The 15791-nt window shown below is 71.9% G+C and carries 13 protein-coding genes; 6 read left to right on the top strand and 7 right to left on the bottom strand.

Annotated elements, in window-relative coordinates; all coding sequences use genetic code 11:
• The coding region (locus ABD240_RS03620) for a hypothetical protein (RefSeq protein WP_344335231.1) at positions 1-269 on the bottom strand (269 nt) is incomplete at its 3' end.
• Between the two features lie 1482 nt (positions 270-1751).
• Here ABD240_RS03620 and ABD240_RS03615 point away from each other — a divergent pair.
• Positions 1752-2282 (top strand): HNH endonuclease signature motif containing protein, encoded by a 531-nt coding sequence (locus ABD240_RS03615; protein ID WP_344335228.1) that lies wholly within the window; start codon positions 1752-1754, stop codon positions 2280-2282.
• 253 nt (positions 2283-2535) lie between these two features.
• Here the strand turns inward: ABD240_RS03615 and holA are convergent, their stop codons facing one another.
• The 4 genes from holA to ABD240_RS03595 all read right to left on the bottom strand — a co-directional run bounded on the left by holA (position 2536) and on the right by ABD240_RS03595 (position 7749).
• Positions 2536-3528, bottom strand: coding sequence for a DNA polymerase III subunit delta (gene holA, locus ABD240_RS03610; RefSeq protein WP_344335225.1), 993 nt, complete (start codon positions 3526-3528; stop codon positions 2536-2538).
• Positions 3529-3538: 10 nt separating this feature from the next.
• Positions 3539-5848: a ComEC/Rec2 family competence protein gene (locus tag ABD240_RS03605; protein WP_344335223.1), complete on the bottom strand. Its 2310-nt coding sequence runs from the start codon at positions 5846-5848 to the stop codon at positions 3539-3541.
• The gene (locus ABD240_RS03600; protein ID WP_344335220.1) at positions 5829-6683 is read right to left on the bottom strand and encodes a ComEA family DNA-binding protein; all 855 of its coding nucleotides are present in this window, start codon (positions 6681-6683) and stop codon (positions 5829-5831) included. Before ABD240_RS03600 ends, ABD240_RS03605 begins: the two co-directional genes overlap by 20 nt.
• Positions 6684-6816: 133 nt before the next feature.
• Positions 6817-7749: a DegV family protein gene (locus ABD240_RS03595; RefSeq protein WP_344335217.1), complete on the bottom strand. Its 933-nt coding sequence runs from the start codon at positions 7747-7749 to the stop codon at positions 6817-6819.
• Positions 7750-7845: 96 nt separating this feature from the next.
• On the opposite strand from ABD240_RS03595, the gene ABD240_RS03590 reads away from it, so the two are divergent.
• The 3 genes from ABD240_RS03590 to ABD240_RS03580 are packed head-to-tail and all read left to right on the top strand — an operon-like array spanning position 7846 to position 9342.
• Positions 7846-8577 carry a hypothetical protein gene (locus tag ABD240_RS03590; RefSeq protein ID WP_291794694.1) on the top strand — a complete coding sequence of 244 codons (732 nt, stop codon included), beginning with the start codon at positions 7846-7848 and terminating at the stop codon, positions 8575-8577.
• Between the two features lie 4 nt (positions 8578-8581).
• Positions 8582-8989, top strand: coding sequence for a FluC/FEX family fluoride channel (locus ABD240_RS03585; protein ID WP_291794693.1), 408 nt, complete (start codon positions 8582-8584; stop codon positions 8987-8989).
• Positions 8986-9342 (top strand): fluoride efflux transporter FluC, encoded by a 357-nt coding sequence (locus ABD240_RS03580; protein WP_291794692.1) that lies wholly within the window; start codon positions 8986-8988, stop codon positions 9340-9342. The genes ABD240_RS03585 and ABD240_RS03580 overlap by 4 nt, the downstream gene beginning before the upstream one ends.
• Here ABD240_RS03580 and nadE read toward each other — a convergent pair whose 3' ends face one another.
• Both nadE and leuS read right to left on the bottom strand, forming a co-directional pair.
• A complete protein-coding gene (gene nadE / locus ABD240_RS03575) occupies positions 9343-10182 on the bottom strand; it encodes an ammonia-dependent NAD(+) synthetase (RefSeq protein ID WP_291794691.1) in 840 nt (279 codons plus the stop codon).
• A gap of 61 nt (positions 10183-10243) precedes the next feature.
• Entirely contained in the window at positions 10244-13132 is a 2889-nt protein-coding gene (gene leuS, locus ABD240_RS03570) for a leucine--tRNA ligase (RefSeq protein WP_344335211.1), read from the bottom strand.
• A gap of 176 nt (positions 13133-13308) precedes the next feature.
• On the opposite strand from leuS, the gene ABD240_RS03565 reads away from it, so the two are divergent.
• Positions 13309-15144: an AMP-dependent synthetase/ligase gene (locus ABD240_RS03565; protein ID WP_344335208.1), complete on the top strand. Its 1836-nt coding sequence runs from the start codon at positions 13309-13311 to the stop codon at positions 15142-15144.
• On the top strand, positions 15141-15791 hold a 651-nt coding region (locus ABD240_RS03560), incomplete at its 3' end, for a glutathione S-transferase family protein (RefSeq protein ID WP_486303406.1). The genes ABD240_RS03565 and ABD240_RS03560, both read left to right, overlap by 4 nt.

The raw sequence follows: 15791 nt of genomic DNA, 5'->3' as shown, positions 1-15791 counted from the left end.
ACCTGCCCCGCACAGTCGTCCGCGCCGTGCTGGTGGATACAGACCTCACAAAGACCCAAGCCCACCGCCGCCTCGTCGATGCCGTGTATGCCTATCTCGCGTTCTCCCGCTGCCTGGGCCTGGTCCTCGAGGGCAGGCTGAGCATGGCGAAACTGCGTGCTCTGCTGCGCGCGACGACCCGCCTCCAGCTCCACGACGCACGCTGGATCGACCGCGACACCACAGGCCGCACCCAGGCCGGTAACGGGCACAACCTCGAGGAAACACACACCGAACCCCTGCACCCAGAACCCGTGTGTGGGGAGAGTGGATGCGAGGACGCGGACATGTCTGTGTCTTCGGTGCCGGCGCATGTGCGGGATCAGCATGCTCGGCTGCGGGGTCCTGCGCTGCTAGCTGCTCCGGTGGAGACGTTCACTGAGCATGTGCGTGCCCAAGCAGCACTCTGCGCCCCGCCCGCATCCCCGGTGAAGACCGTCCATGACACACGACGGGTGTCGTATGAGCGGGCGGCCTCGGGGCGGGCGTTCCTCACCCTGGAAGGACCGATCACGGTGCTGGAGGCGTATTATCAGCGCCTTCAGGCCACGGCACGGGCGATCCGCGCGGGGCGTTTCCAGGCACTCACCACCACCGGTGCCGACACCGACACTGGTGCTGGTGCTGGTGCTGAGGGCGGTACTGGTAGTTCCCGAGGCGACACCGGGAAAGAGGCCAGCGCCGAGGGCACGCGAGTGCTCCCGGAGGCGCGCATCACCACACCCAGGTCCGCGTCTGCTCCGGTGTTCGGTTCTGTGTGTGCTGAGGGGGTTCTGCCGGAGGCTGTGGTTGTGGAGGAGCGGACTCTTGAGCAGCTCATGTTCGATCTCGCGGCACTGGCAGCACCGGCAACCTATGTGCCCCTCGAACTCCACACACAGGACAGCTCCGCCTGCGTGTCCACCACGACGGAGCAGCCCGGAACACCATCGTCAGGCTCTCCACCAGACGGCTCCCCACCCACCATGTCACCACCATCCGTGCCACCACCGGCTCAGTCTCTGCCGCCGGTCGTGGAGAAACGCCGCATCCGGCTCACCAACCCCGCCGGTGGCCCACCGATAGAGACCTACGCTGTGGTGCATGTGCCACTCCAAGGCACACGCACACGGACCGGCACGATCACTGCTGCTCATGCGCCCGTGATCGCTGATTCCCGGAGACGCCGCCTCCCACCCCCACACCCACCAGCCCCGGCGTCAGGAGAAACCACCCCAGAACCACCACACTCGGAGAGAACCCCACCCTCAGCCGAGGGGAGGACTGCGCCCGAGGGGAGGAGTGCGCCTGAGGGGCGGAGTGCGCCTGAGGGGCGGAGTGCGCCCACACCTGGGCCTCCCGCGGATCAGCCTGCAGAAGCCGCGTTCCCACCACTGCTGCGTGTCCAGTGCCCGACTGAGGGTGAGTGGCTTTCCCAGCAGGCCACTGTCATGGTCACCGTGCCCGTCCTCCACCTCCTCACCCGCGAGAGCACCGGCAATACGGCCTTGGAGAACACTGCCTGCACGCGTAGCGGTGGCGGGGCCGACGATGTCCGCTTGGGTCAGTGCTCCGACCACGCTCCTGTCTCAGCGGCAGACGGCCTGACTGCAGACAGCTCCACCGGAGGTGCCTCGACCGGGGAGGTCCCGACTGGGGAGGTTCCGGCCGAGCTCACTGGTCTCGCTCCCCTTCCTGCCGATGTTGCCCGTCAGATCGTCTCGACGCAGTCGGTGCTCTACCGGATCCTCACCGACCCGATCACCGGTACCGTCCTGGACGAGACCGCACACACCTACACGATCCCGATGAATGTGCGCAGGACAGTGACGGCGAAGCACAAGCAGTGCGCAGCCCCCGGCTGCACACGGACCGCGCTGCGTTGCCAGGCTGATCACATCCTGCCCTTCAACCATCTCCTGCCCACCCAGGGTGGGCTCACAGTGCCGGAGAACCTCCAGCCGTTGTGTCAGCCGTGTCATCAGCTCAAGACCCAAGGCCTCCTCACCGTGAAGAAGGACACCAGGGGTGTGAGCCGGTGGTCAGGACCCCTGGGACGCGAATCCGTCACCCTCGCCCCACCCAGCCCCCACGAGATCCAGGCAGCGGTACAACTCCACGAACTCCTCACCCGAACGAGAGGAAAGGACAGCGCAGGACAAAATGCCACCAGCACGCACACCGGCCCGAGCGGCAAGCGAGCAGACGGCCTGCATGCCGATCCCTCACCTGCGTGGACCCAGGACGACAAGCCGCCGTTCTGAACACCCCACCCCGAGGCCGGTCTACCCCACGGTTCGAGTTCCCCCAACCGCCCGAACTCTTCCACGGACCGAACTCCCTCGCGGGCTCAGGCCATCGACTGTCCAGGCAGAAATGACGTCCCGGTTTCCGAGAGGTCCGTGCACTGCTGAGTGAGCCAGCAGGTCCAAGAAGAACCAGGCCCACGAAGAACCGGGCCCAGGAAAGAACACCGCTCAAGCACAGGCGGGGCCGCTCACCACATTGCAGGGCTGCTCAGCGCACGCGGGACTGCTCTGCCACCACGGCAACGAGACGCTCGACCGCGTACTCCGGGTCACGGCCGCCGCCCTTCACGGCCTCATCCGCCTCCGCCGCGGCCAGCAGAGCCCGTCCCAGCGCGACTTCGTTCCACCCCCGCACCTCACGCTTGGCCCGGTCCACCTGCCACGGCGCCATGCCCAGCTCCGCCGCCAGCGACTGCGAGGAGCCCGGCAGTCCCTGCACCTTCGCCAGACCGCGCAGCTTCATGGCCAGCGTCGCCACCACTGGCACCGGATCCGCTCCGGTGGCCAGCGCATGGCGCAGGAGCGCCAGCGCCTCCCCCGCCCGGCCGGCGGCCGCGGCATCCGCGACCTTGAACCCGGTCGCCTCGATGCGACCGCCGTAGTAGCGGTCCACCGCGGCCGCATCGACCGGGCCCTCCGTGTCCGCGAGCAGCTGCCGCACTCCCGCATCCAGCTCCGAGAGATCGGAACCCAGCGCGCCCATGAGCGCCGCGAGGCCGTCTGCAGTGATCTCCCGCTTGGCGCGGGAGAACGCATCCTGCGCGTACTTCTGCCTGTCGGCATCGCTCTTGAGCACCGCGGCGTCCACGGTGGGCACCTCTGCCGCCGCCAGTGCCTTGAGCAGCCGCGCACCCCGGTTGCCGCCCTTGTGCTCCATCACCACGACGACATCCGGATTGGGGTCCTGCACGTATGCGAGGGAATCGCGGAGGAACTCGTCCGTCATCGCCTGCAGATCGCTCACGAGCACCAGACCGTGGGAGCTGAAGAGGGAGGGTGCGGCCGCTCCCGGCAGAGATCCCGGCTCATAGGAGGATGCGGACAGGCGCACCGGCTCGATGTCCGCATGCTTCTTCCTCACTGCGGCGACGATGCGCGTGCGAGCGTTGCGGACGAGCACGTCCTCACCGCCGGAGATGAGAACGAGAGGTGCCGGTGCCGCCCTGTGCCAGGGGACCGTCTTCTTCTTCGCTGCCGCCATGTGCGCAACTCTATCCGCCTGCGCGGACACGGCCGCAGTCCGGATCCTCCGCCCGCACGGCACCACCCGCGGTCACCGCCAGCGTGCCGCACACATCCGTCCGCAGCATCTCGGCACTCCCGAAGGCGGCGAGCGCAGAAGGCGTGGGATGCCCGTATGAATTGTCCGCGCCGACGGAAACCGCCCCCGCCCGAGGCCGCGCCGCGCGGTGCAGCGCGGGAGCCATGTCCCCGCTGCCGTGATGCGGCGCGAGCATGAGATCGACGGGCGGCTCCTGCGCGAGCACCGGGGCGAGGACGAGCGACTGCGTCCGCCCGATGTCCCCCGGCAGCAGCACCGTGATCCCGTCCGCCTCCGCCAGGAGCACCAGCGAATGCCCGTTGCCGTCCGCGCTGGAGCCGGCCCGCGGCGGCGGCCACAGGACGCGTACCCGCACCCCGGGAGGCAGCGCCTCCGGCGGGAGCGCCTCTCCGCGGGCAGCCGGGATGCCGCTCAACCCGGTGAGTGCACGCGCGTCCTCGGCCTCCGGGGTGTGGGCGAGCGCGCGCGGGACGATGAGCGCATGGACCTCGGCGGCCTCCACGGCAGCATCGAGGGCTCCCACGTGATCGCGGTCGAAGTGGGAGACCGCGAGGGTCAGGCGCCGGACGCCCGAACCTTCCAGGCAGCGGTGCAGGGCTTCGGCGTCGTCGCCCGTGTCCACGAGCAGAGCATGGTCACCGGACTCCTCCTGTGCGCGCAGGAGCACGGCGCTGCCCTGCCCCACATCGCAGACGAGCACGGACCACTCGCCGCGTCCCGGCTGTCCGAGGACCGGTACGAGGCTGCCGCCCACGGCCACTGCGAAGGCGAGGACGGCGGCCGCTGCTCTGGACCGACCGCGGAGCAGCACCGCAGCGCACACGAAGGCCGCCATGACGCAGGCGAGCACCATGCCTCCGGGCGCCTCGGGCCAGCGGAGGGCCGCAGCCGGCAGCGCCGCGCACACATGTGCCACTCCGGTGATCCACCAGGCACAGAATGCGCCCAGTCCCCCGAAGAGCCGTGCGGGCCACGACGCCCCCGCCGCCTCGAGCGCCATCGCGAGCAGGCCCAGCACGGTGGCGGGAGCGACGGCCGGTCCGGCGGCGAGATTGGCGGGAACCGACCACGGACTCAGCTGAGGGGCGAGCACGATGAGCAGCGGGGTGCAGGCGAGCTGCGCCGCCGCCGGCACGGCGATCGCCGCGGCCGCCCAGCCGGGGACCCGGCGATCGACGAGGAGCTGGGTGAGCGGAGGAGCCACCAGCAGGATCCCGGCGGTCGCGGCCACGGACAGTGCGAAGCCGATTTCGCCGGCCAGCTGCGGCTGCCACACGAGGAGCACCGACACCGCGGAGGCGAGCACCGCCACGGTGGGCGTGCCCACCGGCCGCAGGAGACCGATCGCGGTGAGTGCGGCCATCGCGGTGGCGCGGGTGACGCTGGGCTCCGGTCCCACCACGAACACGTATCCCGCCGTCACGCAGGCCGCCGGCAGCAGGCGCGCCCACCAGGGCCGGCAGAGACGGGACATGACGAGGAGCACCACCCCGGCGACGATGAGGATGTTCGCACCTGAGACAGCGGTCACGTGTGTGAGCGAGACGGTCCGCATCGCCTCCTCGAGCTCGGCCGAGACCCGCGCGGTGTCTCCGATCACCAGTCCCGGCAGCAGCTCCGCGCCCTCATGCCCTCCCACCGAGGCCCGGGCCAGCCCCGCTCGCACGTCCGCGCGGAGGCGCCACACCGCCCCCGGCGCGCGCACCGCCGTCGCCTCCTCCACGCCCGCGAGACCCTCGTCCCACCAGTCGAGGCGTGCCTCGACCAGTGTCCCGGCAGGCGGCAGCGGCTCGTCCGCGATGAGCGTCGCCCTCCCGAATTCCCCCGTGGCGAGCGCGCGGTAGCGGCCCGAGGCGGTCTCATGGGACTCGCTGACGACGCTCGCCCGGACGGACTCCAGCTGCGGCGCCCTGCCCTGTCCGTGCGCATGGGCTCCGACCAGCACACCCGTGAGTCCGGCGGAGAAGGCCAGACCGCCCGCGACGGTCCGCAGCGCATCCACCCTGCGCCGCCCCGGCCGGGCGAGCAGCAGGAGGACCCCGAGCGCCAGGAGAAGCGCGCAGACCGCGAGCACGGCAGGCACTCCCCCGGTGCCGGCGCCCAGCCACGCCCCCGCGGCGGCCGCGGCCGTGCGGCAGGTGCCCACACGATGGACGAGGCGCGTTCCCGCCCCTCGCAGCAGCTCCGACGTCCGCTGCCGCACCTCCCGCCGCACATGCTCACACCGTGACGAGGTCACGGAGCCTCCCGAGGGTGGCCTCCCCGATGCCGGGCACCTCGAGCAGCTCCTCCACCGAGGAGAAGCCGCCGGTCTCCTCCCTGTGGTCGAGGATCGCCTGCGCCGTCACCGGACCGACCCCGGGCAGGGTCTCCAGCGCCGCGCCGTCCGCGGTGTTGAGGTCGATGAGTGCGGTGCCTCCGTCCGCCGCGCCGGCGCCTCCGCCCGCTTCGCTCGCCGCACCCGCTTCGCCTGCCGCCTGGCCCGCACCGCTGCCGTCCGGCGGCGACGCGAACTCCCCGGACTCCACCTCGGCGGCGGTGGGCACGTACACCTGCTCGCCGTCCGCGAGGGGGCGGGCGAGGTTGAGCGCCGAGGCCTGCGCGGACGGATCGGTTCCGCCGGCAGCTTCGAGCGCGTCCGCGATCCGTGCGCCCGCCGGCAGCTCGACCACGCCTTCGCGCTCCACGGCGCCCACCACGTGCACGACGAGCGGGCCGGCATCCTCGTCTGAGGCAGGCTCCTCCCCTGCAGATGCCTCCGCCCCCGCCGGGCCCTCCCCGCCCGGAGCCTCCTCGCCCAGCGCAGTGACGACATCGTCCTGGCCGGGCCGCATCTGCGGCACGAACACGAGCAGCACCGCGGCGACGGCACCGGCGAGCAGCAGGAGGAGCACGAGAGCAGTGCTGGGCCGGAGCCTTCGCCCCTCACCGGGATCGTCAGCCTCGGCCTGTTCCCCGTCCTCCCACGCGTCCTCGTCCTCCCACGCCTCCCCCGGCACAGGCTCGCGGGTCCAGCCGCGGTCGCTGCTGGCGGCGAGCAGTGCGGAGAAGCGCTCTGCGGGTGATGGGCTCATACCAGTGCACGATCCGCCCGCTCCCCCGCGGACGCCAGACCCCCTTCGGAGCTGTGGACGCCGCGGCCTCCGTCCTCAGCCCGGGCGCCGCAGGACGGACCCTGATCTCAGCGCACCTGTGACCTCAGCCGTGTCACTGCTGGGCGCGGACGACGAGGCCCACTGCCCCGGGGCCCACGTGCGCCGTCAGTACGGCGGAGAGCACGCCCGTCCGGTGTCCCCAGCCCTCCGTGCGCGCCGTCTCCTCCAGCAGGGCCGCGAACTCCCGGGTCGCGGCGGGCGCGGCGGTCAGCTCGCCTTCGGGCACGAGGAGCACGGTCTCGCACGTGCCGCGGAGCGATTCCGCGAACTCCCGAGCGCGAGCGAGCATCCGCTCATGCGCCCGTCGCACCGTCCGCACGCGGGCGGACGAATCCACGACGCCGTCCGTGAGGGTGAGGACCGGCACGATCGACAGCGCCCTGCCCACCAGCGAGGCGGCTCTGCCGATCCGGCCCCCGCGCTCCAGGAACGTCAGGGTGGCGGGGCAGAAGAGGGCCGTGGTCTCCTCCCGGAGGAAGTCCTCCGCCGCCGCACACAGCTCCTCCGGACCGCGGCCGGCCGCCGCGCCCTCCGCGAGGAGCAGGGCCGCACCCCCCACCGCCGCGGAGGCCGTCCGCGAATCGATCACCGTCGTGGGCACCGGCGCCTCCTCCGCCGCCGTCCGGGCCGCCGCACAGGTGCCGGAGAGCGCACCGGAGAGGGTGACGGCCACGATCCTGTCCGCGCCCGCCTCCGCGAGGCGGCGGTACGCCTGAGCGAAGTCCTCGGGCGCGGGCATCGAGGTGTACACGCTGCTGCCGGCCTCCATCGCCGCGCAGAGCTCCGCGGGCGCGAGCTCACCGTCCGGGGCCGCCTCCTCGTCCACCACCACCGTGAGCGGCACGACCTCGAGCCGGCCGTCCAGGGCCTCAGCCACCCGGGAGCGCTCGTCGTCGGCGAGCAGCGCGGTCGAGTCGAGGACGAGCCCCAGCGCACCGGCTGCGGGTTCGTCCCCGGGACGGGTGCGGGCGTGCTCTGCAGTCATGGACCGGACTCCTTACAGGGAACGACGAGGCCGCGGGACGACGCGCGGATCCGCGCCTAAGCCTAGGCGACACGGTGCACGAGTACCCTTGAGCGCGTGAAGCGATTCGGCGATTTCCTGGTCAACACCCCCGTGGCACTCGTGGTGGGATGCGGCGCGGCGCTCTTCGCGGTGCTCGGCCTCGTCCCCGCGCTGCGTGAGATCGCCTGGGTCCTCCTGCTGCTCTCCGCCCTGCTGACGGCCTGCGCCGTGGCGGGCTGGGCACGGACCTGGACGATCCTCCAGCGCCGCATCGACGAGCTGGCCGAGACGGCCGCCGCCGTGCATGACACCTATGCGCCGGTGGAGCTCACGCTCACGCCCCAGGAGGAGGACGCCGAGGCCGACTCCCGCGCCGCGGCAGACATCCTCGAGCGCTTCCCGCAGGACGCGGGCATCACCCGTCGGCTCCGGGTCGAGGCGGAGGTCACGGAGTTCCCCTCGGAGCTCACGGCTCCCGTCACCGCCTTCCTCGACGAGCACCTGCACACGAGCTTCGAGGATCCCTACGCGCACCGCGCGTTCATGGACCTCTACCGCAGCACCCGGGCACTCGCGGACTGGATCGAGGCGGAGACCGAGGTGCACGAGGGCACCCGCTCCGTCATCCCCGGCGACCGCCGGGAGGGCGGCTGGCAGTCGTTCGCCGAGGCCAAGCGCGCCGGGGAGAGCGCGGCCGATGCCTTCCTCCGCCATCGCGCCGAGTTCTCCCGCACCGTCCTCGTGAGCCGCATCCTCGAGCCCGAGGCCGCTCTGGAGGAGGAGACCCGCGCCGCGCAGGAGGACTAGAACGGTGGAGAACCCACCCCGCCGCTGGGCGCAGGTCACCGCCGTGGCGGTGGGAGGCGCGCTCGGCACCCTCGCACGGGCGGCGCTGGCCGCGACCGGCCACGGCCTCCTCCCGATCATGGTCGCCAACATCGCGGGCACCCTCGTCCTCGCCGTGCTCACCTCCGCCCTGCTCACGGGCGGCGGGCACGGCCGGCGGCTCCTCGCGCTCGCCGCGGGCACCGGCATGTGCGGCGCGCTCACGACCTACTCCGGCCTCGTCCTCGAGGTCCTGCGACTCACCGCGCCGGCCTCCGCCGCCCAGCTCCTCGTGCCGCTCCTCCTGCTGAGCGCCTGCCTCCTCGCCGGCCTGCTCACCGCCGTCGCGGGCTGGGCGCTCGGCTCCCTCCTCCGGGACGGGAGGGCGCAGTGATCTGGGCCGGACTCGCGCTCGCGGGCGCCGCCGGGGCGGTGGCGCGCTGGCTGCTCGACCAGGGGATCAGCGCCCTGGCCGGCCGCCTGCTGCCGTGGGGCGTGCTGGGCGTCAACGTCCTCGGCTGCCTGCTGCTGGGCATCGTCACCGGTCTGGGGCAGGATATGCAGCTCCTCAGCACCGGTTTCCTCGGCGCCTTCACGACGTTCTCCACCGTGTGCGTCGACGTCGTGCGGATGCTCGGCGAGTCCCACCGGCTCCGCGCCGCCGGCTATGCCGCGCTCACCCTGGTGCTGGGCGTGCTCGCCCTCTGCCTCGGGGTGCTCTGCGGCGGGGCCCTCACGATGCGCTGATCAGCGCCACCAGGCGTCGTCGGGCCCTGCCGGAGTGCGGCGCTTGTGCTCGGTGAGCCGATAGCGGCGCTCGAGGGCGGCGGCCGCCTCCTCCGCAACGGGTGCACCGGTGAGGAACGCGTCGATCTGCGGGTACGTCACGCCCAGCGAGCTCTCATCGGTCTCTCCCGGCGCCTCGTCGAGGAGATCCGCGGTGGGAGCCTTCTCCCAGAGCCGCGCGGCCGCCCCCAGCACGCGCAGCAGCGCGGCCCCCTGGGACTTGGTGAGACCCGCGAGCGGGACGAGGTCCGCGCCCCCGTCGCCGAACTTCGTGAAGAACCCGGTGACGGCCTCGGCGGCGTGGTCGGTGCCCGCCACCAGGCAGCCGCGCTCGCCGGCGATCGCGTACTGGGCGATCATGCGCATGCGCGCCTTGACATTGCCGCGGTGGAAATCGGGCAGGCTGCGGCCCGCGGCGGCGTCGTGGGTCGCCACCAGAGCGTCGACCGCCGGCTTCACGTCGAAGTCGAGGACTTCGTCCGGGCGGATGAACTCCAGGGCTGCGCGGGCGTCGTCCTCGTCCGCCTGCGTCCCGTACGGCAGCCGGACCGCGATGAACACCGCGTCCTCCCCCGCCGCGCGGAGCTGCTCCGCGGCGAGCTGGCACAGACGGCCCGCCAGGCTCGAGTCCTGGCCGCCGGAGATGCCCAGGACGAATCCGCGGGCCCCGGCACGCCGGCAGTACTCGACGAGGAAGTCCGTCCGGCGCTCGATCTCCTCCGCGGGATCGATGACCGGACGGACCCCCAGCGCCTCGCGGATGAGGGCGGACTCGGGGCGGTCGTCAGCAGTGTCGCTCATGCCCCCAGCCTACGCCGCGCCGCATTTCGGGGAGGTAACGGCGCCGCAGGCGCATGACGGCTCAGGCGTCCGGGACGATGTTCACGAGCTTGGGCGCGCGCACGATCACCTTCCGCACGCCCGCGCCGTTCAGCGCGCGCAGTGCTCCGGGGCTCTCCAGCGCCAGCCGCTCGAGCTCCGCGGCCTCGATCTCCGGGTCCACCTCGAGCCGGGCGCGGACCTTGCCCTTGACCTGGACGACCGCGGTGACGGTCTCCGCGACGAGGTGCTGGGGATCGGCCTCCGGGAACGGCACATAGGTGATCGTCTCCGTGTGCCCCAGCCGCTCCCAGATCTCCTCCGCCAGGTGCGGTGCGAGCGGGGAGAGCATGATCGTGAGCGGCTCCACGGCCTCGCGCGGCGAGACCCCGGACTTCGTGAGGTGGTTGGTGAGCTCGATGAGCTTGGCAACGACGGTGTTGAACCGGAAGTTGTCCATGTCCTCGCGCACACCGGCGATGGTGCGGTGCAGCACGCGCAGGGTCTCGGCGTCCGCCGGCGCATCGGAGACGACGAGGCTGCCGTCGCCCTCGTCGACGACGAGCCGCCACACGCGCTGGAGGAAGCGCTGGGCACCCACCACGGCACGCGTGTCCCAGGCGCGGGAGACCTCGATGGGACCCATCGACATCTCGTAGACGCGGAAGGTGTCCGCGCCGAACTCCTCGTACATCTGGTCCGGCGTCACCATGTTCTTCAGCGACTTGCCCATCTTCCCGTACTCGCGGGAGACCTCCTCGTCACCGTGGAACCAGGTGGAGGAGCCGGAGTCGTCGACCCGCTCCTCGACCTCGTCCGCCGGCACGTAGGCCCCGCGGGCGTCCGTGAAGGCGTAGGCCTGGACGTAGCCCTGGTTGATGAGGCGGTGGAAGGGCTCGGAGCTGCTCACGTGGCCCAGGTCGAAGAGGACCTTGTGCCAGAACCGGGCGTAGAGCAGGTGGAGGACGGCGTGCTCGACGCCGCCCACGTAGAGGTCCGCGCCGCCGGCCGGCTTGGACTCGGTGGGCCCCAGCCAGTAGGCCTCGTTCTCCGCCCCCACGGGTGCGGCGTCGTTGTGCGGGTCCGCATAGCGCAGCTGGTACCAGGAGGAGCCTGCCCAGTTGGGCATGGTGTTCGTCTCCCGGCGGTACTGCCGGGGACCGTCGCCGAGGTCGAGGGTGACGGTGACCCAGTCCTCGTTCCGGCCCAGCGGCGGCTCCGGCTCGCTCGTGACGTCGTGCGCGTCGAAGGTGCGCGGCGAGAAGTCGCTGACCTCCGGCAGGTCCACCGGCAGCTGGTCCTCCGGCAGGGCGTGGGGGGTGCCCGCCTCGTCGTAGACGATGGGGAACGGCTCGCCCCAGTAGCGCTGGCGGGAGAACAGCCAGTCGCGCAGGCGGTACTGGACGGCGGCCTCGGCCACGCCCTTGGACTCCAGCCAGGCCAGCATGCGCTCGCACGCCTCCGCCACGTCCATGCCGCCCAGGTCGATCTCCGCGTTCGCGGAGTTGATCTTCGCTCCGTCACCGGTGTAGACGGAGTCCTCATCGTGGTCCGCCGGAGGCTGGACCGTGCGGATGTAGGGCAGTCCGTACTCCTTGGCGAAGTCCCAGTCGCGGGCGTCCTCGCCCGGTACGCCCATGACCGCACCGGTGCCGTAGCCCATGAGGACGTAGTCGGCGACGAAGATCGGCAGCGCCTCGCCGGTGGCGGGGTTGGCGGCGTAGGAGCCCGTGAAGACGCCGGTCTTGTTCCGCTCCTCCTGGCGCTCGGCCGGGGTCTTCGCGGCCGCCGCCGCACGGTAGTCCGCCACCGCCTGCGCGGGGGTCTCGGCGCCGCCGCGCCAGTGCGCGGGCACGGAGTCGTCCCAGGAGGCCGCCGTGAGCCCGTCGACCAGGGGGTGCTCGGGCGCGAGCACGAGGTAGGTGGTGCCGAAGATCGTGTCCGCGCGGGTCGTGTACACCGTCACGGGCGCGCCGGGCACTCCCTCGGCAGTGGTCTCGAACGTGATGCGCGCGCCCGTCGAGCGGCCGATCCAGTTGCGCTGCATGTGCCGCACGGCGTCCGGCCAGTCGACGAGGTCGAGATCGTCCGCCAGCCGGTCCGCATACGCCGTGATGCGCATGTTCCACTGCTTGAGCTCACGCGTGAAGACGGGGAAGTTGCCGCGCTCGGAGCGGCCGTCGGCCGTGACCTCCTCGTTCGCCAGCACGGTCCCCAGGCCGGGGCACCAGTTCACGGGCGACTTCGAGACGTAGGCGAGCCGATGGTGCTGCAGCACCTCCTCGCGCTCGTGCGCGTCGAGGGCGCTCCACTCCCGGCCGGTGCCGGTGTCGCGGCCGGCCTCGAACTGGGCGATGAGCTCCGAGATGGGGCGCGCGGCGCCGCGGCCGCCGGCGGCCTCGGGGTCGTACCAGCTGTTGAAGATCTGCAGGAAGATCCACTGCGTCCACTTCACGAAGTCCGGGTCCGTGGTGGCGAAGGTGCGGTTCTCGTCGTGGCCCAGGCCCAGGCGGGAGAGCTGCCTGCGCATGTTCGCGATGTTCTCCTCCGTCGTCACCCGGGGGTGCTGGCCGGTCTGCACCGCGAACTGCTCCGCGGGCAGGCCGAACGCGTCGTAGCCGAGCGCGTGCATGACGTTGCGGCCCTGCATGCGCTGGTAGCGGGCGTAGACGTCCGTCGCGAGGTAGCCCAGCGGATGGCCCACGTGCAGGCCCTTGCCGGAGGGGTAGGGGAACATGTCCATGAGGTACATGTGCTCGCGCCCGGCCGCACGCACACCGCTGGGGACCTCCGCGAGGTCACCCGTGGGGTTGGGCGCGGCGAAGGTCTGCTGCTCGTGCCAGACACGCTGCCACTTCTCCTCTATCCGACCCGCGAGTGAGGCGCCGTACCTGTGGTCGACGGTGCCCGGCTGATCGGGTGAAGCGCTCATGGATGTACGCGTCCTTTCGGCAGTCCTGTGCAGAGGGGTGCCCGGCTGACCGGGCGATCCCCACGATTCTAGACCCGCGGGTTTCCCCACCGGCATTACGCCCCAGTAGTATCGTGACGGAGCTCGCACAGCCGCCCGTCGGCCCGCCCAGCGGGCCGTTTCGAAGGAGAGACCGCATGGCCGCCACGGCGCAGACCGCCCGCCCCACGATGACCCAGGTCGCCACCCCGGCCGAGGGACTCGACCTCCGTCGCGAGGAGAGCCTCACCGACGTGCTGCTCGCGCGGATCCGCTCTGTGCCCGCGGACCCGCTCCTCCTCCGCCCCGCAGGCGACGGGGAGTGGGAGGAGGTGAGCGGCGAGGAGTTCCTCGCCGACGTCTCCGCCGTCGCCAAGGGACTGCTCGCAGCGGGCCTCGAGCCGGGCGGACGCGTCGCGCTCTTCGGCGCGACCTCCTACGAGTGGACCCTGTGCGACTACGCGATCTGGTTCGCCGGGGGCGTCACCGTCCCCTTCTACGACTCCTCCTCCGAGGAGCAGCTGGCCTGGATGATCTCCGACGCGCAGGTCTCGTTCGCCCTCGTGCAGTCCGGCGACCACGCCGCCCGCGCCCGCGCCGCGGCCGCCTCCGCGGGACTCGCCGAGGGAGAGGTGCCGGTGTGGCGGTTCGCCGAGGCCGGCCTCGACGAGCTGCGCACCCTGGGCGCCGAGGTCACGGACGAGGCCCTCGAGGCGGCCCGGTCCACCGCCGGCCCGGACACGCTCGCCTCGGTCATCTACACCTCGGGCACCACCGGCCGCTCCAAGGGCTGCCGGATGACGCACGCCAACTTCGTCCGCACCGCGGCGGCCGCCGCCCTGCAGGTGCCCGAGGTGGTCCGCCCCGGCTCCGTCTGCCTCCTGTTCCTGCCGCTGGCCCACGTCTTCGCGCGGTTCGTCCAGGTGTTCGCGCTGAACTCCCACAGCGTCCTCGCGCACTCCGCGGACCTCACGCGCCTCACGGACACCTTCGCCGAGGTGCGTCCCACCTACATCCTGGGCGTGCCCCGGGTGTTCGAGAAGGTCTTCAACTCCGCCCGCGCCAAGGCGGAGTCCGAGGGGAAGGGGAAGATCTTCGCGGCCGCGCAGCAGGTCGCCGTCGCGTACTCGCGCGCGCTCGACGAGGGCGGCCCCTCGCTGACCCTGCGCGCCCAGCACGCTCTCTTCGACAAGCTCGTCTACTCCCGCCTGCGCACCGTCATGGGCGGTGCGCTGGAGTACTCCGTCTCCGGCGGCGGGCCGCTGGGCGAGCACCTGGGCCACTTCTACCGCGGGATCGGGCTGACGATCATCGAGGGCTACGGGCTCACGGAGACCACCGCCCCCGTCACCGTGAACCTGCCCGAGGAGGCCAGGCTGGGCACGGTGGGCAAGCCCCTGCCCGGCTGCGCCGTCGCCGTCGCCCCGGACGGTGAGGTGCTCGCGAAGGGCGTCTGCGTGTTCGACGGCTATCTGCACAACGCGGAGGCCACCGCGGAGACCTTCTACGGCGACTGGCTGCGCACGGGCGACCTGGGCGCGATCGACGCCGACGGCTACCTCCGCATCACTGGCCGGAAGAAGGAGCTCATCGTCACCTCCTCCGGCAAGAACGTCGCACCGGCGCCGCTCGAGGACGAGCTGCGCCGCCATCCGCTCATCGGCCAGCCCGTGGTGATCGGCGACGACCGCAACTTCATCTCCGCGCTCATCTTCCTCGACGCGGAGATGCTGTCCGGCTGGCTCTCCGGCCACGGGCTGCGCGCGGACATGAGCCTCGCGGAGGCGGCCGCCAACCCGACCGTCCGCGCGGCGATCGAGAAGGCCGTCGAGCGGACGAACGAGAAGGTCTCCCGTGCGGAGTCGATCCGGACCTTCACGATCGTGCCGGCGGAGCTCACCGAGGACAACGGCTACCTGTCCGCGAAGCAGTCCGTCAAGCGCCACCTCGTGGCGAAGGACTTCGCGGACGTCATCGAAGGGATGTACGCATGAATGACGCAGACGACGCACCCGAGACCGGCAGCTACGTCACCCCGGGCGAGGGGTACACGCGGGACACCCGCTACATCGAGGACCGGATCCTCGACGACCCGGACGCCCGCTGGCCGGTGGAGCCCGGACGCTACCGCCTGATCGCCGCGCGCGCCTGCCCCTGGGCCAACCGCACGCTCATCGTCCGCCGCCTGCTGGGGCTCGAGGACGTGCTCTCCGCGGGCATGCCGGGACCCACCCACGACGCCCGCTCGTGGACCTTCGACCTCGATCCCGGCGGGGTGGACCCGGTGCTGGGCATCGAGCGGCTGCAGCAGGCCTTCTTCGCCCGCGACCCGGAGTATCCGCGCGGCATCACCGTACCGGCGATCGTCGACATCCCCACCGGGCAGGTGGTGACGAACGACTTCGCGCAGATCACCCTCGACCTCTCCTCGCAGTGGCGGCGGTTCCACCGCGAGGGCGCACCGGACCTGTACCCGGCGTCCCTCGCCGAGGAGATGGACCCGCTCATGCGGCACGTCTACACGGAGGTGAACAACGGCGTGTACCGGTGCGGCTTCGCCGGTGACCAGTCCTCCTACGAGGAGGCGTTCGACCGTCTCTTCACCGCCCTGGACGTCCTGGAGGAGCGGCTGCGCACGCGC

Source organism: Brevibacterium salitolerans (genome assembly GCF_039531405.1).
In the GTDB taxonomy this organism is placed as follows: Bacteria; Actinomycetota; Actinomycetes; order Actinomycetales; family Brevibacteriaceae; genus Brevibacterium; species Brevibacterium salitolerans.
Note: the sequence above shows the minus strand (reverse complement) of the source record. Positions and strands in the feature narration are given on the sequence as shown.